16 protein-coding genes are annotated in these 21,403 nt (G+C 70.3%); 7 read left to right on the top strand and 9 right to left on the bottom strand.

All coding sequences use genetic code 11. The features are described 5' to 3' along the window. Positions 1–32: 32 nt before the first annotated feature. From O3W51_RS03790 to O3W51_RS03825, 8 genes are all read right to left on the bottom strand, one after another. Positions 33–923, bottom strand: a complete 891-nt coding sequence (locus tag O3W51_RS03790) for a 4'-phosphopantetheinyl transferase superfamily protein (protein ID WP_269283752.1) — start codon at positions 921–923, stop codon at positions 33–35. Beyond that, positions 920–1,516, bottom strand: coding sequence for a ferritin-like domain-containing protein (locus tag O3W51_RS03795; RefSeq protein ID WP_138354581.1), 597 nt, complete (start codon positions 1,514–1,516; stop codon positions 920–922). Before O3W51_RS03795 ends, O3W51_RS03790 begins: the two co-directional genes overlap by 4 nt. Beyond that, entirely contained in the window at positions 1,513–2,616 is a 1,104-nt protein-coding gene (locus tag O3W51_RS03800) for an SDR family oxidoreductase (protein ID WP_269283755.1), read from the bottom strand. The genes O3W51_RS03795 and O3W51_RS03800 overlap by 4 nt, the downstream gene beginning before the upstream one ends. Beyond that, positions 2,613–3,548: a hypothetical protein gene (locus tag O3W51_RS03805; RefSeq protein ID WP_164292522.1), complete on the bottom strand. Its 936-nt coding sequence runs from the start codon at positions 3,546–3,548 to the stop codon at positions 2,613–2,615. The genes O3W51_RS03800 and O3W51_RS03805 overlap by 4 nt, the downstream gene beginning before the upstream one ends. Then, positions 3,545–3,805, bottom strand: a complete 261-nt coding sequence (locus O3W51_RS03810; RefSeq protein WP_138354578.1) for a hypothetical protein — start codon at positions 3,803–3,805, stop codon at positions 3,545–3,547. The genes O3W51_RS03805 and O3W51_RS03810 overlap by 4 nt, the downstream gene beginning before the upstream one ends. Continuing rightward, entirely contained in the window at positions 3,795–4,709 is a 915-nt protein-coding gene (locus O3W51_RS03815; protein ID WP_269283759.1) for a diiron oxygenase, read from the bottom strand. Before O3W51_RS03815 ends, O3W51_RS03810 begins: the two co-directional genes overlap by 11 nt. 112 nt (positions 4,710–4,821) lie before the next feature. Next, a complete protein-coding gene (locus O3W51_RS03820) occupies positions 4,822–5,793 on the bottom strand; it encodes a 3-oxoacyl-[acyl-carrier-protein] synthase III C-terminal domain-containing protein (RefSeq protein ID WP_164292524.1) in 972 nt (323 codons plus the stop codon). A 308-nt stretch (positions 5,794–6,101) separates the two neighbouring features. Further along, a complete protein-coding gene (locus O3W51_RS03825; RefSeq protein WP_187144720.1) occupies positions 6,102–7,604 on the bottom strand; it encodes a PucR family transcriptional regulator in 1,503 nt (500 codons plus the stop codon). 691 nt (positions 7,605–8,295) lie between these two features. On the opposite strand from O3W51_RS03825, the gene O3W51_RS03830 reads away from it, so the two are divergent. The 4 genes from O3W51_RS03830 (at position 8,296) to O3W51_RS03845 (ending at position 14,473) form a co-directional block, all read left to right on the top strand. Continuing rightward, the gene (locus O3W51_RS03830) at positions 8,296–10,371 is read left to right on the top strand and encodes an RICIN domain-containing protein (RefSeq protein ID WP_269283762.1); all 2,076 of its coding nucleotides are present in this window, start codon (positions 8,296–8,298) and stop codon (positions 10,369–10,371) included. Between the two features lie 122 nt (positions 10,372–10,493). Beyond that, positions 10,494–11,105 carry a hypothetical protein gene (locus O3W51_RS03835; RefSeq protein WP_138354574.1) on the top strand — a complete coding sequence of 204 codons (612 nt, stop codon included), beginning with the start codon at positions 10,494–10,496 and terminating at the stop codon, positions 11,103–11,105. A 225-nt stretch (positions 11,106–11,330) separates the two neighbouring features. Continuing rightward, complete coding sequence (locus O3W51_RS03840; RefSeq protein WP_138354573.1) at positions 11,331–12,341, top strand: LacI family DNA-binding transcriptional regulator; 1,011 nt, start codon at positions 11,331–11,333, stop codon at positions 12,339–12,341. Positions 12,342–12,436: 95 nt separating this feature from the next. Continuing rightward, the gene (locus O3W51_RS03845) at positions 12,437–14,473 is read left to right on the top strand and encodes a glycoside hydrolase family 31 protein (protein ID WP_198357830.1); all 2,037 of its coding nucleotides are present in this window, start codon (positions 12,437–12,439) and stop codon (positions 14,471–14,473) included. A 74-nt stretch (positions 14,474–14,547) separates the two neighbouring features. On the opposite strand, the gene O3W51_RS03850 is transcribed toward O3W51_RS03845, so the two are convergent. Next, positions 14,548–17,409 carry a glycoside hydrolase family 3 C-terminal domain-containing protein gene (locus O3W51_RS03850; RefSeq protein ID WP_269283765.1) on the bottom strand — a complete coding sequence of 954 codons (2,862 nt, stop codon included), beginning with the start codon at positions 17,407–17,409 and terminating at the stop codon, positions 14,548–14,550. Between the two features lie 304 nt (positions 17,410–17,713). Here O3W51_RS03850 and O3W51_RS03855 point away from each other — a divergent pair, with 304 nt between their 5' ends. The 3 genes from O3W51_RS03855 to O3W51_RS03865 are packed head-to-tail and all read left to right on the top strand — an operon-like array spanning position 17,714 to position 21,374. Beyond that, the gene (locus tag O3W51_RS03855) at positions 17,714–19,396 is read left to right on the top strand and encodes an extracellular solute-binding protein (protein ID WP_232485351.1); all 1,683 of its coding nucleotides are present in this window, start codon (positions 17,714–17,716) and stop codon (positions 19,394–19,396) included. Beyond that, positions 19,393–20,424: an ABC transporter permease gene (locus O3W51_RS03860; protein WP_269283767.1), complete on the top strand. Its 1,032-nt coding sequence runs from the start codon at positions 19,393–19,395 to the stop codon at positions 20,422–20,424. The genes O3W51_RS03855 and O3W51_RS03860 overlap by 4 nt, the downstream gene beginning before the upstream one ends. Then, positions 20,421–21,374 carry a carbohydrate ABC transporter permease gene (locus O3W51_RS03865; protein ID WP_198357831.1) on the top strand — a complete coding sequence of 318 codons (954 nt, stop codon included), beginning with the start codon at positions 20,421–20,423 and terminating at the stop codon, positions 21,372–21,374. The genes O3W51_RS03860 and O3W51_RS03865 overlap by 4 nt, the downstream gene beginning before the upstream one ends. Positions 21,375–21,403: the final 29 nt, after the last annotated feature.

The raw sequence follows: 21,403 nt of genomic DNA on the forward strand, positions 1-21,403 counted from the left end.
TGCCGGCCGGAGAAGTACGCGGTTGCTCCGGGTCAGGGCTGCGCGCCCACGAGCCCCGCCAGTTGCCCCAGGGTGGTCACCTCCCGCAGGTCGGCCTGGGTGAACAGCGCGTCGAACTCCTCCTGCAGGTCGACGGCCATCTCGACGAGCAGGAAGCTGTCGGCGGCGAGGTCCCGCAGGTTCGTCTCGGGCGTCAGGGTGTCGACGGGAACGGAAAGCGTCGCGCTGATGCGGTGGGCGACGTCGTCGAAGGTGACGGAGGGCACGGTTGAGGTCCTTACGGAGGTGATCGGGGGACGGTGGAAGGCCGCGGCCACGGACAGCCGGGCATCACCGAACCGGGCGGCGGTGTAGCCGAAGACGGTGTCGTGCGGCGGACGCCGCCGGGCACGGCCGGAGCCGGCCGCGGGGTCGTCGGTGGTGTAGTCGAGAAGGACGGTGTGCCGGTTGGCCGGATCTGCCTTGTACAGCGCCTCCTTGACCGTCCACAGCCGTACGTGTTCTGCGGCGCGGGCGCTCTCGGGAACGGTGTCGAGCCAGGAGCGTTCGCGTTCGTCGAGAAAGAAGCGCGCGGTCTCCCGGCGCGCATCGCGGGCCGTTTCGAGATCGACCCCGACCCCCACCACACCCCCGGCCGGAACCGCCAGACCCGCGGCCACGGCTGCTCCCCCGATGTGGGAGAGCGACAGACGGCGGTGCGGAAAGGCGTAGGCGGTCGTGTCGGCCGGCAGCCCCAGTACCCCGAGCAGGGTGCGCAGGGCATGCCGGGAGATCAGCCACTGCTCCCGCTGCACCCGGCCGGTGAGTGCGGCGAACCGCGCGCTCTCCGGCCCGGTCAGCGCGGCGGGAGCCAGCGGTCGCCGGGTCCATACGGCAAGCACCGTCGTTCCGCCTCGGACCGGGTTCGCCGCGGGGCTGGTCACGGCGTGCCCTCGGCGAAGGGCGGATCTTCGAAGGGCAGCTCGGGGCCGCCCAGGAACGAGATGCGTTCGCCGTACTCCGCGAGGGTCTTCGCGTAGACCTCCTCGTCGGCCGCGGTGAAGCGAGCCAGGGTGGAGTCGATGTACTCCTGGCCGTACCGGCCCGCCATCTCCTCCAGGGCGTCCCTGACGTACTTCACGTGCCAGCGCTCGTCCTCCATGATCGTCTCGATGGTCCGCCGGACCCGCGGATGGGTGTCCCCGGCCCGCAGATGGCGGCGGTACTGGGCGATCACCCGCTTCTCGAAGACCTGGGTGACCGCCATGACCTCCATGAGGTTGGCGGGCAGGCCGACGGCCTCCAGATACTGGTCCTGGTAACTGCCGGACAACTTCGTCGCCGGGTGACCGAGGTCCTCGATGCAACGGGTCCAGTACTTCGCGTGGTTGGCCTCGTCGGCGAAGTGGTGGGTCACGTTCGCCTGGAGCGGGCCGCCGCGCAGGGTGCGGGCGACCCGGCCGAAGAACAGGGCACCGTTGATCTCGGACGAGCGGTAGTAGCTCAGCAGCCACAGGTCGTTCTCGGAAAGGGTCACGATGTCTCCTCGGGCCGTCGGCCCCACTTCGAGGTGACCAGCCGGGTGCAGGTGGCCTCGGTCAGCGCGTACGGATCGGGGGCCGCGTACGCGGGCCAGGCCGCGCGCAGCGCTTCGTTGCGGAACGTCTTCGGCAGATAGAGCTGGGCGGCGAAGGGTGAGACCGACGCGAGTGACTGGTGGAGCGGCCCGGCGCGCAGCCCGGTGGCGGCGTGCAGCAGGTCGTCGAAGCTCTCCCGGTCGCAGGGGACGGGCCGGATCAGGCCCCGCCGCCGGAATCCCGGGTCGCGTTCGAAGACGCTGAAGGCGAGGTCGACGAGCTCCCCGAGGGTCGGCGTCCGCGCCGGGTCGGGGCAGACGTGGTAGACACCGTCGGCGACCGCGGGATCGAGCAGGCGGGTGACCGCGGAGACGGTGAAGGCGGCCGTCGCGAGGGAGAGCGGGGTCTTCTCGTCCCCCGGCAGCAGCGACAGCAGCCCGTAGTGGAAGAGCTTGAGCGTGTTGTGGAAGACGTTGTACTGCGTGACGTGCCCGCTGTCGTCGTCGGCGATGACCGTGGGCAGCCGCAGTACGGAGACCGGCATCTCCCCTGCCGCGCCCAGGAGTTGTTCCTCGGCCGCCCACTTCGACCACTCGTAGTGGTTGACGAAGCCGGCGTCCGGGAGCCGCTCCTCCGCGATGTCGCCCTGATGGCTGCCTGCGGCGTACAGCGTGGACAGCAGGGCGAACCGCTGCAGGTTCTCGCACCGTCCCGCGAAGGCCCGCAGCCGAACGGCGCCCGCCACGTTGATGTCGGCGGCGATATCGCGCTCGACGTTGAAGCGGGTGACGGCTGCCCCGTGGACGATGCGGGTGACCACACCCGGATCGACGTCGGACAGCAGGCTGTCGTGGCGGACGTCCGCCGCCACACACCGGGTACGCCCTGCGGCGTCCGGTCCCAGTTCCTCCGCCAGCCGCTCCCACTTGCTGTCGAGTTCGATTGCGGAGGCGGCACGGACGGCCAGGATCAGGTCGTCGTCCCCGTCGTCGAGCAGTGCGGCGGCAAGCCGGCGGCCCAGGTAGCCGTCCGCGCCGGTGATGACCGTGGTTCCCCTCACTCCGCCCCTCCCCGCAGCTTCGCCAGGACCGTCGTCGCCGCGTCCTCCAGGGCGGGCCAGGAAGCGGGGTCGAGGCCGTGGCGGTCGGTGAGGGCGAACAGCCAGCGTTCGAGGCCGAAGGCGAGGCAGCTGCTGTCGGCGGCCCGGCCGTCGCGGGTGATGCCGAAGCCGGACCCGAAGTGGTCGTGGTGCCGGTTGACCGAGGCGATGGCCAGGTCACCGCCGTACGTGGCCTCGTACTTCACCGGCTGGACGCGCTGCAGCAGATGGCGCGGGTTGTCCTCGGGCCGGAAGAACGGGTCGGTCGCCGTGAGCCACTCCAGGTCCAGGTCGATCAGCCCGAAGAACAGGTCGAGGGCGGTCCTGGCCCGGTCGAGGAAGGCGACCGTCTCGGCGGCGGTGCCGACGCAGACGATCTCCCGCATCGTGAAGCTGCTCAGCCGCCGCAGCGGCACGTAGTGCGTCTCCTGCCGGAAACAGATGTTACGTGTCGTCAGGTACAGCGCCTGGTCGAGCACTTCGCCCTGATGGCCGCTGTAGAGGTGGTAGCAGGCCGCCGGGGTCAGGACCTCGGTGACCGGTGAGAGCCCGGACAGTTCGACCCGCCCGTCCTCGTCCATGACGGGGCCGGTGAGGAAGGCGTCGATGTTCGGCTCCTCGGGGCTCAGTCGGGCCACGAAGGTCGCCTGGTGCGGGAAGGAGCGGAGGTAGCCGACCTGCTGCAGCCGTTCGGCGGGCAGTGACGCGGGGTGCCGCTCCTCCTCCGCGTCCCAGAGGGAGGCGAGCCGTACGAAGGCGCGGTCGCACTCCTCGGCGAGCCGCAACAGCGGGCCGCGCAGGGCCGCCTGCCCGGACGGCTGCCAGGAAAGGCCGATACCGTGCAGAGCGGCGAGCCGTTCGGAGCCGGCCGCGCTCGCTGCCGCGCGCTTCACGGCGTCACCCCCGCTCCGCCGAACCGGTCCACCATCGTGTGGATGTCACGGAAGTCCCCGGGCCGCAGGTCCTCCACTTCGATCGGTGCGGCGCGCAGCCGTTCCAGGAGCAGCAGGAGTTCCGGCAGGTGCACGGACCTCAGATGCCGCTCCTCGAACAGCGGCGTCCGGTCCGTCAGGCCGTCGGCGGACAACTCGGGGGCCTTGGTGAGGACCCAGGACCTGAGCAGGTCCCGGATCTCCTGGTCAGAACGCATCGGCCGGCTCCTTGTCGAGAATCCCCGCCTCGGTGAGGAAGGACAGCACCTTCGTCGACACCGCACGCCGGTGGGCGCCCTGCGCCGGTGCGGACCAGGCCTGCTCGGCGACCTCCCAGGGATCGTCGAGCCCGGCGTCGGCGTAGACGTCGGGGTTGTAGTACTCGCGCCAGCTGACGACGAAGAACTGCTCCAGCTGACGGCGCAGGTCGGCCACCGTGTCGTCGCCCCATGAGGGGACGCAGGCTCCCCACAGCGCGGTGACCAGCTGACGGCCGAAGACCAGGTGCCGTGATTCCTCGACGTGATGGTTGTCGTTGATGAACCGCGCCACGGGGTGCAGCCGGGCGTCCCGGGCCTGGACCCAGTTGTAGCGGTCCACGATCTCCTCGAAGATCATGGTCTTGGCGAAGAAGAGGAAGTCCTCGACGCTCTGCGAACGGGTCTCCTCCAGTGCGAACTGACGGCTCCGGTACACCTTCGCGTACCGGGTGCAGAAGCCGCCGAAGTAGATGCTGTGCTTGTTCTCCTCGTCGAGGAAGTGGTGCAGATACTCCGAGACGTCCACCAGGTCCTTGCGGTACAGCCGCTGCGCCAGGCCCTGCATCAGGCCCTTCTCGCCGTGGATGTTGAGGCTGTAGAAGTTGACGGCCTCGTGAAAGGCCAGCCGCCGCCTGGCAGGCTCGTCGAGCGTGTCCCACAACGGGGTGCCGTACAGGCTCACGTACTCCGGTGAGCTGAACCAGTCATCCTCGGGCCGGACCTCCGCCGGCCACTGCCGCAGCGTGATGTAGGGGTTCTGGTAGGAGCGCTTCGAGAGGTGGCTGAGCCTGCTCACGGTGTCACCGAGCGAGGCGATGGCCTCGGCGAGCCGGGGCTTCGGAGCATTCGCTGTACTACTCACACTGTCCTCATCTGACGTGTCGTGTCGGTTCGCGTACCGGTGGCAGGCGGTCCGGGCGGATCCGCCCGGACGCTGCGGCCGCGGGCGTTGCGGCCGCGGACGCTCCTCCGGCTCACGCTGCGAAGGACTCGGTGGCCTGCAGGATCACGCACTGCCAGTTCAGACCGAATCCGGCCATGACGAGCGCGACGTACTGACCGGGCCGCAGCCGGCCGGAAGCGATGAGTTCCGCGAGGTTGATGATGTTGTCGGCGGAGATGACGTGCCCCACGTCCCGCATGGACGAGAAGAAGACCTTCCCGGCGTCCACCCCGAGCAGCCGGGCCAGGATCTGCCAGGCCTTGTCGTTGGTGTTCTGGGTGACGACCCAGTCGAGGTCCGCGGCCGACAGCCCGGCGCGGGTCAGGGTCTCGCGCACCAGCCGGTGGGTGTACGCGAAGTACATGCCGACCGTCTCGTCGTCATCCGCCTGTCCGAGGCCGCCGTTGGTGATCTGGTGTGCTGTCACCAGGCGGAACGCGGCGGGTTCCCGGCTGACGACGCACGCTGCGGCGCCGTCGGAGATGAGGTTGTAGGCCTGCTCGTAACGGGCTCCCTCCGGGAAGCGGTCGGCCGTCACGCACAGCACCCGCTCCCAGTCCTCCTCGGCCCGGAGCATCGCCCCGGCCAGCCGCAGGGAGCCCAGCATCGCCGTGCACGCCTGCTGGTTGAGCCCGATGACGACGGCCTTCCCGAGCCCGAAGTCGGCCTGCAGCCGGCCGGCGGGAAAGTCCATGAGGTGCTTCACGTCCCGGCTGCGCTCCCACGCGGCCGGGTCTCCGGCGTTGCCGTTGCCGGGCAGGCACGTCGCGTAGACGATCGCGTCCACGTCGCCCAGCCGGCCGGAGTCGGCGAGTTGCGCGGTGACGTTCCTCGCCAGGTCGTAGGCGCCGGTCGTCGGTTCACAGACGTGGTGCCAGCGGAAACCGGCCGACTCCAGGTCCTGCGCCGAGGACATCAGGTGCCCCGCGGCGCCGGTCTCGCTGACATGGGCTTTGCGTTCGCCCAGTGCGTGGACGAACGAGTCGACGAATACGTCGGTCACAGCATCTCTCCCAGCAGGCACTCGGGGACCATGGGCCGTGCCGGGGTCCCTGCCGTCTGCCGCGTTGCGGACGGGACCGTCGGCCCGAGAGGGTCGGCCGCTCATCTGGAAGCCGGGCCATGAACCGGCGGTGAAGCCGGCCACGTGTGCGTGTTCCCCCGCCTCCAGGGTCGCGTGCGCCGATGCCGGAGTCGATGGCCGCCTGCTGCGGATTTCCGCGACCCGGCTGTGCGCCGAGCACAACGCACCAGGTCAGGAGCGGTTCACCAGATCGGAAAGGTCAGGAGCGGCGCATCGCGTCCGGGCGCTCAGGGGCAGCGCACGGCCACCAGTGCCATCCGGCAGGCGAGTTGGTGCCGGTCGTCGTCGAGCATGCTGCCGGTGAGCGTCTCGATGCGGCGCAGCCGGTTGAGCACGGTGTTGCGATGGCAGTGCAGCTCGTCGGCGGCCCTGGCTGCCGAGCAGCCGCCGCGGAACCAGGCGTCCAGGGTCGCGAGCAGCAGGTCGCGTTCCTCCTGAGGGCAGTCGAGCAGCCTTCCGAAGGTGTGGCGGGCCAGCCGCTGGGCGACGTGCGGACTGGTCACCACGAGGGCTTCCAGCAGGTGGTCGTCGAAGGCAGCGACGCCATCGGTGGCCGCGGGCAGGGTCTGCAGTGCGGTCTCGGCGCAGTGGTAGGCGGTGGCGATGTCGGAGAGACTGTCGACCTCGCAGGAGATTCCCACCCGCCGGCCCACGCCGGACGAGAGCGCTTCGACCAGCCGCCCCAGCGAGGTGCTGCCCAGTTCCAGCAGTCCGATGTGCCGGTCGGTGCGCCTGCGCCAGACGGCCAGGACCGTATGGGAGGGCAGGGCGTGACGCAGCGCGCGCGGCGTCCCGCTCCCGAAGCCGTCGGCGTCGTGTTGCCCGTTCGGCGCCGTCTCGTCGGCCATGGTGATCACGACGAACCGGCCGCGCGCGGGAAGGCCGAGAGTCACCTGCGCCTCGGCCGCGACCACCGGCTCGACGCCGCGGCCCTCGATCAGCGCGTCGATCACCGTCTCACGGCGTGCGCTGCTGCGGCGCTGGGCGTCGGCCTCCGCCACGCGGTGCCCCTCGACGAAAGCCTGCGAGTAGCTGTCGAGCGCATCCCACACGGGGCCGCTCTCGTCGAGGAGCCGCTGCAGCACTTCCGGGGACAGCGCCCGGGCCTCGTCGAACAGCTTCTCCCAGAGCAGTTGGGTGGCCAGCCGGTGGACGCGGAGCAGGGACTCGACCGACACGCCTTCCTGGGCGCGGTAGTGTCCCCACGCCATCGGGACGGCCAGCGGATTGCTGTCGGCGGGCGGCTTCCCCGCGAGGATCCGCAGGAACCCGAGGACGTTCTCGTGGAGGGAACGGCGTATTTCGGACCCTGGTACGAGCTCCAGATGCCGTACTCCCCTGCCCACGGTCAGTTCCATGAGCTCTTCCACCAGGTGGGGAAGCTGTCGCAGCAGACCCTCGGCGAGGCCGCGCACCACCGGGGTGGGGCCGCTCCTGTCCCCCTGCGGAGAAGGGAGCCGCAGTATCTCCCCCTGACCTCCGGCCGGGGTGGCGCCGTGGACGGCGCTCTGCACGGCGCTCCGGGCGGATGCGAAATCCGCGTCGACGGCCGGATGCGCGCGGCCCGGTAACTCCTCCAGCCGGCCGTCCCGGGTCCTGCCCGGCGGTCCCGCCGCGATCCGGACTTCCGGGGAGCCGGACGCCTCCGGCGCGGCCGTGTCCCGCGAGCCGGGATACGACCTGTGCCCCAAGTGCTGCTTCCCCACGGACGCGGTACCCCTGGTGGACATCGACATGGCCCTTCCGGTCGTTCAGCGGACGGCGACGGCGCCTTCGCGCACGCGCCTCGGACGACTGCCGGCCGGCGGGCCCGGTCGCGCGATGCTCGGCGCGGCGCCCACCAGGGCTGCACCGCCGTGCCCACCAGCGGCGGCCGGGATCACCGGGCCGCTGACCGCTTTGTCGGGAAACGCAACGGGGGCACAAGGCTGTACGGCGTCCGGCCGGGCGGTTCCCACCCCCGGACGCCCGAGCAGTCTCGCAGCATGTTTATCACCCTCTGGAACAACCAAGTTACCGAACGGTATCGAACCAGCCGCATCCTGCGGCGCGATGCGCTACGTTCAACTGACGCCCGGTGCGCGTGGGGTGACGTTCCCTCCGCCGATCGCACTCACGCCACTCCGCGGTCGCGGTTTCGGCGGAGCATAAGGATTCCTAAAGCCGACCTCATGTTCCTGTGAAGGTTCCGCCGCCGAAATGTCGCCGGGATTCGGTTTCCAGAGGTCTAGACCTCCAGTGCAATGTCACTGCAATACCGAGGCGCAGCAGAGACTCCTCGTCCGTGACCGTGCGTCAGTTCGGCCATTCGGCGCCCCATCGGCACCTTTCGCCCCTCCTATAGCAACGAAATCCGTGTGGATGAACGGGCGTTCGATGTGGCAGTGTCCCGCCGCAACGCAGTCCAGACCCAAGGATGGGATGAACTTGTTGCAGCTCAATGATCGAGGCGAGCACCGGCGCCGCTCGGCGGCCAAGAGACGGACGCTCCTCGCCATCGCGCTGGCCTCCGCCACGCTCGTCGCCGGTGGCGTCACCGCACTCGCCACCACGGGCGGCATCGGCGGCACGACCCAGCAGGTGGACTCCGCATCCCCGCAGGCGCTGGACGACGTTCCGCCCGACGAGCCGCGCAAGGGCATGGTGTACAAGGGCCTGGAAGCCGCCCCCGAGGACAGTGCGTGTGTCGGCGGCTTCGAGGTCGAGGGCGTCAAGCAGTGCACGCACGGCCCCGACTCACCGCCCAAGGGCGTGGACATCACCAAGGACACGCCTCCTGCCGTCAAGGCGGCCGTGGTGTCCTCGATACCCAAGGCCGGTGGCGGCAAGGCCCCGGGCGGCGCCGAGTTGCTCTCGGACGTGCCCGCGACGCTGGACGCCGCCCACCCCGGCAAGGCCATCGCCTCGGCGCCGCCCGCCTCGACGGGCACCACGGGAACCGCCGCCAAGAGCGCCGCGGCGCAGGACGCGGGTTCGGCCGTGATCTGTGACGGCGACGGGTCGACCGGCAACCGCGTCCAGGTCGTCTACGCGCACGGCCCCGGCGCGAACCGGTTCGCCGAGTACCTTCCCTCGTTCAAGAAATGGGCGCACGACTCCGACGTCATCTACAACGCGAGCGCGACGGAGACCGGCGGTGTGCGGCACATCCGCTACGTCACCGAGTCCGACTGCACCGTCGCGGTACTCAACCTCGAAGTGCCGGCTTCCGCGATGCAGGACTTCAGCGCCACCAACCAGGCGCTGGCGGCCCAGGGCCTGAACCGCCGCGACCGCAAGTACATGATCTTCGCGGACTCCAACGTCTACTGCGGCATCGGCAGCTTCGCGGGCGACGAGCGTCCCGGCCCGGAGAACTCCAGCAACTTCGGCCCCTCCTACGGCCGGACGGACTCCGGCTGCTGGGGAGGTTCGACGCCCGCCCACGAACTCGGCCACAACCTCGGCGCGGTCAACAACAGCGCCCCGCACACCAGCCGTGGCGGCCACTGCGTGGACGAGTGGGACATCATGTGCTACTCGGACACGCCGTACTACCCGCAGATGCAGATCCACTGCCCGAACCGCAGCAGCGACGACCGGCTCGACTGCAATCACGACGACTACTTCAACACCAACCCGCAGCCGGGCAGCTATCTGACGACGCACTGGAACATCGCCAACAACCAGTTCCTGCTCAGCAACGGCGGCAGCAACCCCAATCCCAACCCGACGCCGAGCCCGACGCCTTCCCCCACCAGGACGACCGGGCCGACGCCGAACCCGACCACCACGACGCCCGACCCGAACCCGACGACCGGTCCTGATGTCGTCGTGAGCCAGGTGACGCAGAACTCCGCGGTGCTCACCTGGAAGCCGGCCTCCGGCGCCACCGGGTACGACCTGCTGCTGGACCAGAAGGCCATCGGCAACGTCAAGGCCACCACCGTGCGCGTGGTCAGCCTGAAGCCCGGCACGCAGTACAAGGTCGCCGTAGCCGTGCACGGCGCGGACGGCAAGGTCTCCGCGCCCGGTCGCCAGGCGGCGTTCCGTACCCAGCCGGCCGGCGGAACCACGGCCGGCCCGGTCGAGCCCGGCAAGCGCTACCTGATGCTGAACAGCTTCACCGGACAGGCCGCCGACATGTACGGCGCCTCCCGTGCCAACGGTGCGGTGCTCATCGGCTACCAGCGCCACGGCTACACCAACCAGCAGTGGCTGTTCGAGAACGTCGGCGGCGGTTACGTCCGGGTCAAGTCCGCGGTCTCCGGCAAGTGCCTGCAGATCGGCGGGAAGCCGGTCGCGGGTCAGTGGATCGCCCAGCAGCCGTGCGGCACCGCCGCGTCGCAAGCGTGGAAGATCACTGCCAACGCCACCGGCTACACGCTCGGCGTCAAGGGCTCCCCGCTCGTCCTCGGCGTGAGCAACCGCGACTACTACGGCGGGGCGTTGCTGGAACTGCAGCAGCCCGGCAACCAGGCCTGGCAGCGCTGGACGTTCCTGCAGTCCACGTCCTGACGACGGCCGGAAACACATGAACTGACGGGCCCGCCCCACCGGGCGGGCCCGTCGGCACTCCTGTGGGCCCTCCCGCCGCCCGTCCCGCCGTGTCTCCCGATCCTCCCGAAAGCCGGTCCCCGATGCCCCTCCCGTCCCTCCGCCTGCTCCGGCCGCTCACGGCCGCACTGCTGATCGCCCTCACCACCCTGCTGTCGCTGCTGCCCACGGGCCCGGCGTCCGCCCACGGGGACACCATCCACCTGGAGATCACCGGCAATGCGGAGGGCCGCCTGACGGTCACGGCCACCTGGGACGAGGACCACCACCCCGTGGACGAGAAGGTCGCCGCGACGCTGCAGGCGACGGCGGCGGACGGCCGGCAGGTCGGGCCGTGGGCCCTCACCCCGCTGGACATGGCGCAGGGCACCTACACCGTCGCCGTACCGCTGCCGCCCGGCACCTGGCAGATCGCGGCGGAGTCCGCGTTCCCGGCCATCGGCGCCGGTAGGACCACCCTCAAGGTCACAGCCGTTCCGGGCCGCCCGGCGCCCAGCACGTCCGCCACCACGCCTGCTCCGCCAGTCTCCGCCTCCGCAGCCCCGGCCCCCGGCCACCCCACCGCGGCCGCCGGCACCGGCGATGACGGATCGTCGTCCGCCCTGCTGACAGCGGCCATCGCCGCAGCGGTCATCGCGGCGGTCATCGCCGCCCTCCTGATCACCCGTCGTCGCCGATCGGGTCCCCAGGAGTAACAACGGGAACCTGTCTGGCGGGACGAGGCATCAGACAGGTTGCAGCGAAGGCGTTGCAGGCGAGGCGTTGAAGCGCTTCGACTGAACTCTGGACACCAGCTTGGGCCGCGTCTAGTGTCGATACGCGGCAGCTGTCACAGGACAGGGTCGCGAATGTTGTCGAAGCGCTTCAATCGATAGGTTGTCCTGTGCAACCCCTTCGCCCTCGTCGGATGGAGACCCTCCATGGCCACGCTCGCCGAGGTCGCCCGGCACGCCGGTGTCTCCGCCAGCACGGTGTCGTACGTTCTCAGCGGCAAGCGCTCGATCTCGGAGGGGACCCGCGACCGCGTCGAGCGCAGCATCCAGGAACTCGGCTACCACCCCAACGCGGGAGCCAGGGCGCTCGCCAGCAACCGGTCGCACATCGTGGCGCTCATGGTGCCGCTGCGGACGGACATGTACGTGCCGGTGATGATGGAGATCGCCATCGCCGTGGCCACCACGGCACGTCAGTACGGCCATGACGTGCTGCTGCTGACCGGCGAGGAGGGCCCCGCCGCCGTGCGACGGGTGATCGGGAGCGGGCTGGCGGACGCCATGATCGTGATGGATGTCGAGCTGGAGGACGAACGCGTCCCGCTGCTGCGGGATTCGGTCCACCCGTCGGTCCTGATCGGGCTGCCGGCCGATCCCTCCGGACTGACCTGCGTCGACCTGGACTTCACCGCCACCGGAGAACTGTGCGGGGATCATCTCGCCGACCTCGGGTACCGCGACATCGCGGTGATCGGCGAGGCTCCCGCGGTCTACCAGCGGCACACCGGATTCGCCGAGCGCACGATGGAGGGGTTGCGCCGGCGCGCCCGTGAGCGGGACCTGCGGCTCATCCACCGCCCCTGCGACGGCAGCTACGAGTCCACCGCCGGGGTCCTGTCGCGCATCTTCGAGGAGCGGCCCCGCACCAGCGCCCTCGTGGTGCAGAACGAGTCGTCCGTCGGCCCCCTGCTCAGCCTGCTCCAGCAGCAGGGCCGGGCGGTCCCCGAGGACGTGTCGGTGATCGCGATCTGTCCCGACCAGGTCGCCGAGCAGGCTTCCGTACGGCTCACGTCGGTGGCCATCCCCGCCCAGGACATGGGGCGCCGGGCCGTCGAGCTGGTGATGGGCAAGCTGGAGGGCCGCGAGCCGCGACCGCTCACGCTGCTCCCGCCGCAGCTCACCGTGCGCGGCAGCACCGGGCCCGCACCCGCCGTCTGAGATCTTCCACTCTCCTCCCGGGTCCCGCAGCCCACGGCGCCGGACCGCGATGCCGCACGCCCTGAGATCCCTCGCGCTCTGAAGGAGACCCCACCGTGAGTCAGACTCCGCCCGCCGTGTCCCTCGCCCAGTCCTCACCCACGGCCGGCACGTTCAGCGAACGCGCGGGCGGCCTGGAGTGGACCGGACGCCAGGAGACACTGCGCGTCGAAGCCTGGGGCCCGGACGCGATAAGGGTACGGGCCCGGCTCGGCGGCCCGCTGCTCGACGATCTGCCCGGAGCCCTCCTGGACGAGCCGCCGTCCGCCCCGTCCGTGGCTATCAAGATCGAGGACGGCCACGCACTGCTGGTCAACGGCGCGATCACCGCGACCGTCGACGCGGAGGGCATGCTGCGCTTCCTGCGCACCGACAGCGGCGAGGAACTCCTCGCCGAGGAGCGGGCGCACTTCTGGTGGCCAGGACCGCGGCTGCGCACCGCGACCGGCAACGGCTACCACCGCATCGAGCAGCGCTTCCGCGCCTACGACGGTGAGCGGTTGTACGGGCTGGGCCAGCACCAGCACGGCCTGCTCGACCAGAAGGGCGCCGTCATCGACCTGGTGCAGCGCAACTCCGAGGTGACGATCCCCGTCCTCACCTCCAGCCGGGGATACACCTTCCTGTGGAACAATCCGGCGATCGGCCGCGTCGAACTGGCCGCCACCGGCACCCGCTGGGTCGCCGACAGCGCACGGCAGACCGACTACTGGATCACGGCGGGAGATCCGGCCGCCGCGCAGCGCCGCTACACCGCGGTCACCGGCCGCACCCCGATGCTCCCCGAATGGGCCGCCGGTTTCTGGCAGTGCAAACTGCGTTACCGCACCCAGGACGAACTGCTCGGCGTCGCCCGCGAGTACCGGCGGCGCGGCCTGCCGCTCGCCGTGATCGTCTGCGACTTCTTCCACTGGACGCACCTGGGCGAGTGGAAGTTCGACCCCGCCGAGTGGCCGGACCCCGCCGCGATGACCCGCGAACTCGCCGAGATGGGCGTGCAGCTGGCCGTCTCCGTCTGGCCGTCCGTCTCGCCGCTCAGCGAGACCCACCAGCCGATGGAGCAGGCCGGGCACTTCATCGGCACCGAGTACGGTCCGATGGCGCATGCCGACTGGCCGGACAAACAGGTCGCGGAGCCGGTCCAGGTGGCCTTCTACGACGCCACCAATCCGCATGCCCGTGCATACGTGTGGCAGCGGATCAAGGACAACTACCTCACCCCTTACGGCATCAAGGCGTTCTGGCTGGACGCCTGCGAGCCCGAGCTCAAGCCCGGACACGCCGCCAACCTCCGCTACCACGCGGGCCCCGGCCTGGAGGTCGGCAACCTGTATCCGCGCGAGAACTCCCGCACCTTCCACGAGGGCCTGCTCGCGGCCGGGGACGAGGAGGTGGTGACCCTCAACCGTTCCGCGTGGGCCGGCAGCCAGCGCTACGGCGCCGCCCTGTGGTCGGGCGACATCGGCACCGACTTCCCCACACTGCGCGACCAGGTGACGGCCGGACTGCATGTCGCGCTGTCCGGCATCCCCTGGTGGAACACTGACATCGGCGGCTTCCACGGCGGCGACCCGGACGACGGCGCCTACCGGGAGGTGCTGGTGCGCTGGTTCCAGTACGGCGCCTTCAGCCCGCTCTTCCGGCTGCACGGCTTCCGCGACCCCGGCATGCCGCTCGGACCCGACATGACCGGCGGCCCCAACGAGGTCTGGTCGTACGGCGAGGAGGCGTACGGGATCCTCACCGGCTACCTGCGGTTGCGTGAGCGCCTCAAGCCGTACCTGCTGGCGCAGATGCGCACCGCGCACGAGGACGGCGTCCCGCCGATGCGCCCGCTGTTCCTGGAATTCCCCGAGGACGAGACGGCCTGGGGCGTCGGTGACGCCTTCCTCCTCGGTCCCGACCTGCTGGTCGCCCCCGTGCTGGAGGCGGGTGCGCGCGAGCGCACCGTGTACCTCCCGCGCGGCGCGCGGTGGACCGATGCCTGGACCGGCGACGCGTACGAGGGCGGGCGGTCCGTGACGGTGCCCGCACCCCTGGAACGCATTCCGCTCTTCCTGCGGGACGGGGCGGAGCTCCCGATTCGCCCGTAGGGCCGCAGCGCAGCGCCCCCGGCGGTCGGGCCGGGGGCGTTCTCGCGTCCGCGGGATCAGCGGGATCAGCTGGATCAGCGGGAGAAGTCCAGCCGGTCCAGGCGTACCGGGCCGCGCAGACTCAGGTGCAGGTCGTGGACGCCTGCCGGAACGGCGTCGAGCGGTACCCGCACGTCCGCGTAGGCGTAACGACTGCCGGTCACCGGCACGTCGACGGTCGCCAGCGCCGTGCCGTCGCCCAGGCGCAGTTCGAGCGATGCCCCGCTCGGAGCGGCCTCTTCCCGGGAGACCCGCACCACCACCGTGTCCGGCCCCTCCCTGCCGAAGTCGCAGCCGCGGAAGAGCAGCCAGCCCGGCTCCGTACCGCCCGGAGTGACCGCGTCGCCGCGCTCCTTCGACCGATCGACCAGCACCACGCCGCCCTGCTCGTCGAAGTCCGCGCCCGCGAGGCCGCGCCCGCGCACCTGGCGCGGGGCGGGTGGCTCGCCACCGACCGTGAGGATGCGCGTCACGCGGATGTCGGCACTGGACGCGCCGGCCTGGATCTCGTACGCGCCCGGGCCGACGGTCCACAGCCCGTGGGCCACGTCCCAGAAGCCGAGCCGGTCGAGCGGCACGGTGAAGGCGAGGGTGCCGGACTCACCGGGCGGCAGGGACAGCCGGCCGTACCCGATGAGGCTGCGGGCGGGCCGCCGCACCCCGGTGTCGGGCGCCCCGGCGTACAGCTGGACGGTCTCGGTGCCGGCGGTACGGCCGGTGTTGGTGACCGTGAGCGTGCCGGAGACCATGTCGCCCTCGAGTGACAGGTCCAGTTCGCGGTAGTCGAAGGACGCGTACGACAGCCCGTGGCCGAAGGGGTAGAGGGGCGTTCCCCGGAAGTAGAGGTAGGTGGCGCCCGCGCTGATGATGTCGTAGTCGAGCAGGTCCGGCAGGTGCTCGTCGGCGGCGTACCAGGTCTGGGGCAGGCGTCCGGACGGGGAGACGTCGCCGAACAGCACGCGGGCGAGGGCGGTGCCCGCCGACTGGCCGCCGTGCGCGGTCCACAGCAGCGCGGGAAGCGCGGCATCGGCCTCAGCGACGGCGTAGGGGTAGCTGGAGGTCAGGGCCAGGACCGTGCGCGGGTTGGCGGCGTGGGCGGCGCGCCAGAGGGCGTCCTGCCGCTCCGGCAGGGCCAGCGTCCGGCGGTCCTCGGTCTCACGGCCGTTGATGTGCGGGTCGTTGCCCGCCACGACGATCACGGTGTCGGCGGCGCCAGCGGCGTGCGCCACCTCCTCCAGGCCGCGCCCGGTGATCTCCACTGTGAACGCGGTGCCCTGGTCGGCAACCTTCAGCCCGTCGGCGGTGACTTGGATGTACCGGCCCGTACCCGGGTGTTCGAGGAGGTGAGCGTCGCCGTGCTGCTCCAGCCTGAACGTCTCCTGCACGATCCAGCCGCCGGGCTGGTCGGCGGCGGCGCGCACACAGCCGTCCTCGGCAACGGTCAGGTGGCGGCCGGAGGGCGCCCGCAGCGTCAGCAGGCCCTCGCCCCACTCCGTCAGGGTCAGTTCGGTGGGCCGGTCGCCAAGGCGCACGGGGGGCAGGTCCGTGCGGCCGGTGAGGTGTGCCGGGTTCAGGGAGGCCTCGCCCGCGCGGGAGGCGACGTCCGCGGCGGGCTCCGGCACCTGCACCCAGCCGTCGGCCGTCCGCAACCGGACCCGGTCCGCGCCCTCGGCGAAGATCACCCGGTCGGCGCCCAGGCGCTCGCGCAACGCGTCCACCAGCGAGGCGCGCCGGATCAGGCTGCCGCTGTACCAGTCCGTCTTCACCTCGTCGGCGAGCGGGCCGACCACCGCGACCGTTCGCGTACCGCTCCCGTCCAGCGGCAGCAGCCCGTCGTTCTTGAGCAGCACCACGTCGGCCTCCGCCGCCCGCAGCGCGAGCGCGCGATGGGCAGGGGTGTCGTAGGAGCTCAGGTCGGTGGCCGCGTACGGACCCCGGTCCGGGTCGAACTCACCGAGCCGGACGCGCAGGGCCAGCAGCCGGCGTACCGCGGTGTCGATGTCCTTCTGGTCGATCAGGCCGCGCCGCAGCGCACCGTTCAGCCTGTCGGTGATCTTCGACGAGTCCTGGTCGTGGTCGGTGAAGCTGTCCACTCCGGCGCGCAGCGCGGCGGCCGTCGCCTCCTCGTGCGAGTCGAAGTAGTGCTCGGAGTCGACCAGGTTCGACGGGGCGCCGGCATCAGAGCAGACGATGAGATCCTGGCCGGTCCACCGGCGCAGCTGCTCGTCGAGCAGCGGGGAGACGTGGTTCGGGCGGCCGTTGACCAGGTTGTACGCGGGCATCACTCCGGCGACGGTGCCCGCCTCGATGGGTCCGCGGAAGGCGGGCAGGTCGTATTCGTGCAGCACGCGGGGGCGCACGGAGGAGGAAGTGGTGTCGCGGGCGGTCTCGTTGTTGTGCGCCAGCCAGTGCTTGAGGACCGGCGCGGTGCGCCAGTGGACCGGGTCGTCGCCCCGCAGCCCGGAGGTGTAGGCGGTGGCGAGATCGGAGGTGAGTCGCGGGTCCTCCGAGTACCCCTCCTCGTTGCGGCCCCATCGCGGGTCCCGCAGCAGGTTGACAGTCGGCGCCCAGACGTTGAGCCCCACGCGGGAGTCGCGCGAGCGCATCGCCCGCACCTCGGTGCCGACGGCCTCCCCGACCGCGCGCACCAGCTCCGCGTCCCAGCTCGCACCGAGACCGACGGCCTGGGGGAACACGGTGGCCGGGCCGCTCCAGGCGACGCCGTGCAGCGCTTCCTGTCCGGTACGGAAGGCGTCCAGGCCCAGCCGCGGCACCGCGGGGGCGAACTGGTGCAGCATCGCGATCCGCTCGTCGGGTGTGAGCCGTCCGATCAGGTCCTCGACCCTGTCGGCCAGGGGGAGTCGCGGATCGCGGAACGGCAGGTCGTCGGTGGTCACACAGGCCCCTTCGAGTGGAACAGGCGCGGAACGACTATGGGCTTCGAAGCGCTTCGATGCTGGTGTGAGGGGTCGGCACTGTCAAGGCATACGACGGTAACGGCCCAAAGTCCCCAGTCCCTTGCCGGTGCGGTCGGCGATTCCGCGCACTGCGGACTCTTGCGCGGCCCGCCACACACACTTAACCTCATCGCAACATCGAAGCGCTTCGACCGATGGTTCCCCATCTTCTGCCAGACCCCATTGAGATGCCGGCCGGCGTGCTCCGCCACGTGTCCTGGTGCCGCCACGAAGGGTTGACGCAATGCCGAACTCCCAGGCCCCGGCTCCGGCCGAACCAGCCACTCCCAGCCGGAGAACCTTCCTCACCGGCGCGATAGCCGTAGCCGCGATCACCGCGGGCGGCCCCCTGTTCACCGCGTGCTCGTCCTCGAAGAGCACGAGCAACAAGGGAAGCGTCGCCACCGGCGACGCGCTGAAGAAGGTGCTGCCCGCCTACGTACCCTCGACGCTGGTCGCCCCGGACGTCCCCGGCGTGAACGGCTCGAGCCCCGGCTTCACCAAGCTCCCCGACCCGCTGGTCGTCTCGGTCAAGGCCAAACCCGGCAAGGGAAGCACCTTCAAGGCGATGACCCCGATCTGGGGGACCGTCCCGAAGAAGGACAACGCCTACTACAAGGCGGTCGACGAAGCGCTCGGAGCCACGGTGGAGTTCGACCCGCTGGACGGCACCACCTACCAGGAGAAGATCGGCGCGGTGCTCGCGTCGAGCGGCATCCCCGACCTGGTCACCATCCCCGGCTGGAACATGCAGGGCCAGATCCGCAACGCCATCGAGAACAGGTTCGCCGATCTGGGCCCGTACCTGTCCGGTGACGCCGTCAAGAAGTACCCGAACCTCGCGGCCATCCCCACCGGCGCCTGGCAGATGGCGGTCTTCGGCGGCAAACTGCGCGGCCTGCCCAACTCCGGCGGCGTGCTCGGCAACGCGATCTTCTACCGCAAGGACCTCGTCGACGCCGCCGGCGTGGCGCTGCCGAAGACGGCGGACGAGATCGTCTCCTTCGGCAAGTCGGTCACCGACGCGAAGAACAAGCGGTGGGCCTTCGACGACCTGTGGACATGCATCCAGAAGCTCTACGGCGTCCTCCCGGACGCGCCGCACTACTGGCAGCTCAAGGACGGCAAGCTCGTCCACAAGATAGAGACCCAGGAGTACCGCGAAGCGCTCGCCTTCGCCCGCAAGCTCCACGACCAGAAACTGGTCCACCCCGACGCCGACGCGGGCAAGGACGGCGACGCGAAGATCCGCTTCACCTCCGGCCAGACCGTCATGTACCAGGACGGCACCGGCGGCTGGTACGGCATGGTCTCGGAACAGTCCAAGCAGAACCCGAAGTTCGACATGCAGGCGCTGGACTACTTCGCGGCCGACGGCGGTACCCCGCTGCTGTGGCAGGACGACCAGGCCGGGATCTTCAGCTTCCTCAACAAGAACCTCCCCAAGGAGAAGATCGAGGAACTGCTCGCGATAGCCGACTACGCGGCCGCCCCGTTCGGCTCGAAGGAGTTCCAGCTCGTCAACTACGGCGTCGAGGGCACGCACTACCACCTCAAGGACGGCGCCCCGGCCTTCACCGACCAGGGCGTCCAGGAGGCCCAGCCCGCCACGCTCTACTTCCTCGCCGCCCCGCCGCCCTCCATCGCGCACCCCGACCAGCCGCAGATGGTCAAGGACTACGCGGGCTGGATGGCACGCCAGGCACCCCATCTGAAGAAGCCGATGTTCTACGGCATGCAGGTCGTCGAACCCACCCGCTACGCCTCCCTCTACACGGGCTTCGACGACCTGCAGAAGGACATCCGGCGCGGCCGCAAGCCCGTCAGCGCCGTCGAGGACGCCGTCAGCACCTGGAAGAAGAGCGGCGGCGAGCAGTTGCGCGCCTTCTACCAGGACATCCTCGACAAGAACGGCAGCGGGGCGTGAGGACGAGGGTCCGTGTCGCCGCGGGGCTGCCCCGGCACCCCGGCACCGACGGCACGGCCCGGCAGGAGCACGCCGCCCCGGCGGCGGCTCCGACGCCGAAGCCGCCCGCCCCCGGCATCACCCGCCGGCAGCGCTTCCGGCGCGACCGCACCCTGCTGCTGATGACGGTGCCGGCCGTCGTCCTGCTGCTGATCTTCAACTACGTGCCGCTGCTCGGCAACGTGGTGGCGTTCCAGGAGTACGACGTCTACGGCGCCGGCATCACCGGCAGCCCCTTCGTCGGCTTCGAGAACCTCCAGCGGCTCTTCGAGGACTACCGCTTCTGGGAGGTGATCGGCAACACCCTCAGCATCACCTTCACCCAGCTGATCCTCTTCTTCCCGATCCCCATCGCGCTGGCCCTGCTGCTTAACAGCGTCTTCAACGACCGCGTCCGCGCCTGGGTTCAGGGGATCGTGTACCTGCCGCACTTCTTCTCCTGGGTGCTGGTCATCACCGTCTTCCAGCAGATGTTCGGCGGCGCCGGACTCATCGCCCAGCACCTGCGGCAGCACGGCGTGGACGGCTTCGACCTGATGACGAACCCGGGGCTGTTCAAGTTCCTCGTGACCTGGCAGGCGGTCTGGAAGGACGCGGGCTGGGGCGTGATCGTCTTCCTCGCCGCGCTGAGCGCCGTCAACCCGGACCTGTACGAGGCCGCCGCCGTCGACGGCGCCAACCGCTGGCGCCGCATGTGGCACATCACGCTGCCCGCGCTGCGCCCGGTGATCGCACTGCTGCTGGTGCTGCGCGTCGGCGACTCGCTCAACGCGGGCTTCGAGCAGATCCTCCTCCAGCGGGACGCGGTCGGACCCGGTGCCTCGGAGATCCTCGACACCTACGTCTGGTGGACGGGCATCAAGACCGGCGACTTCGGCTACGCGGCCGCCGCCGGAATCTTCAAGGGCGTGTTCAGCGTGCTCCTCGTGCTGCTCGCCAACCGGGCCGCCCACTTGCTGGGCGAGCAGGGGGTGTACTCCAAGAAATGACCGCCATACTCACCGACCCGGACAGCCGGGGCGCCACGCCCCTGGAGAAGATCGACAGGACCGGCGGACGACCGGTGTGGGAGGAGCAACCCAGCGCGATCGGCCAGGGGATCAAGGGGCTCTCCCTCGTCGTCGTCTGCCTGTCCATCCTGGCGCCGCTGTGGGTGGTGGTCGTCACCAGCCTGTCCGACAGCAGGACCATCACTGAGGCCGGCGGCCTGGTGCTCTGGCCCAAGACGATCACCTTCCGGTCGTACACCGAACTGCTGAGCGGCGGGATCGTCACCCGCGCCGCCCTGGTCAGCATCGTGGTCACGCTGGTCGGCACGGCGTTCAGCATGGCGGTCTCCATTCTGTGCGCCTACGGGCTGTCCCGTACCGGCTCCTTCGCCCACCGCCCGATCCTGATGACGCTGATGCTGACCATGTTCTTCGGCGCCGGACTGATCCCCACCTACCTGCTGGTGACAGGTATCGGACTCCAGGACAGCTACTGGTCGATGATCCTGCCCAGCGCGATCAGCGTCTTCAACATCCTGGTCCTACGCTCCTTCTTCATGGGCGTGGCACCGGAACTCATCGACAGCGCCCGCATCGACGGGGCCGGCGAGTGGCGGATCCTGTTCCGGATCATCATGCCGCTGTCCCGAGCGGTGATCGCCGTCGTCTCGCTCTTCTACGCGGTCGGCTACTGGAGCCAGTGGTTCAACGCCAGCATCTACATCAACGACAGCGAGAAGTACCCGTTGCAGATGATCCTGCGGCAGATCGTGCTGAAGCAGGAAGTCCCGCCCGGCGCCATGGGACAGGCGGTCAGCAGCGGCGCGATCTCCAGCCTGTCGGTGCAGATGGCGGTGATGGTACTGGCGCTGGTCCCCGTCGCCGTGCTCTCGCCGTTCGTCCAGAAGCACTTCCACAAGGGCATGCTCATCGGCGCCGTCAAGGGCTGACGCCCCGTCCGACCCTCCGCTCACTCCCC

Source organism: Streptomyces sp. H39-C1 (assembly GCF_027158125.1).
GTDB classification, from domain to species: domain Bacteria; phylum Actinomycetota; class Actinomycetes; order Streptomycetales; family Streptomycetaceae; genus Actinacidiphila; species Actinacidiphila fildesensis.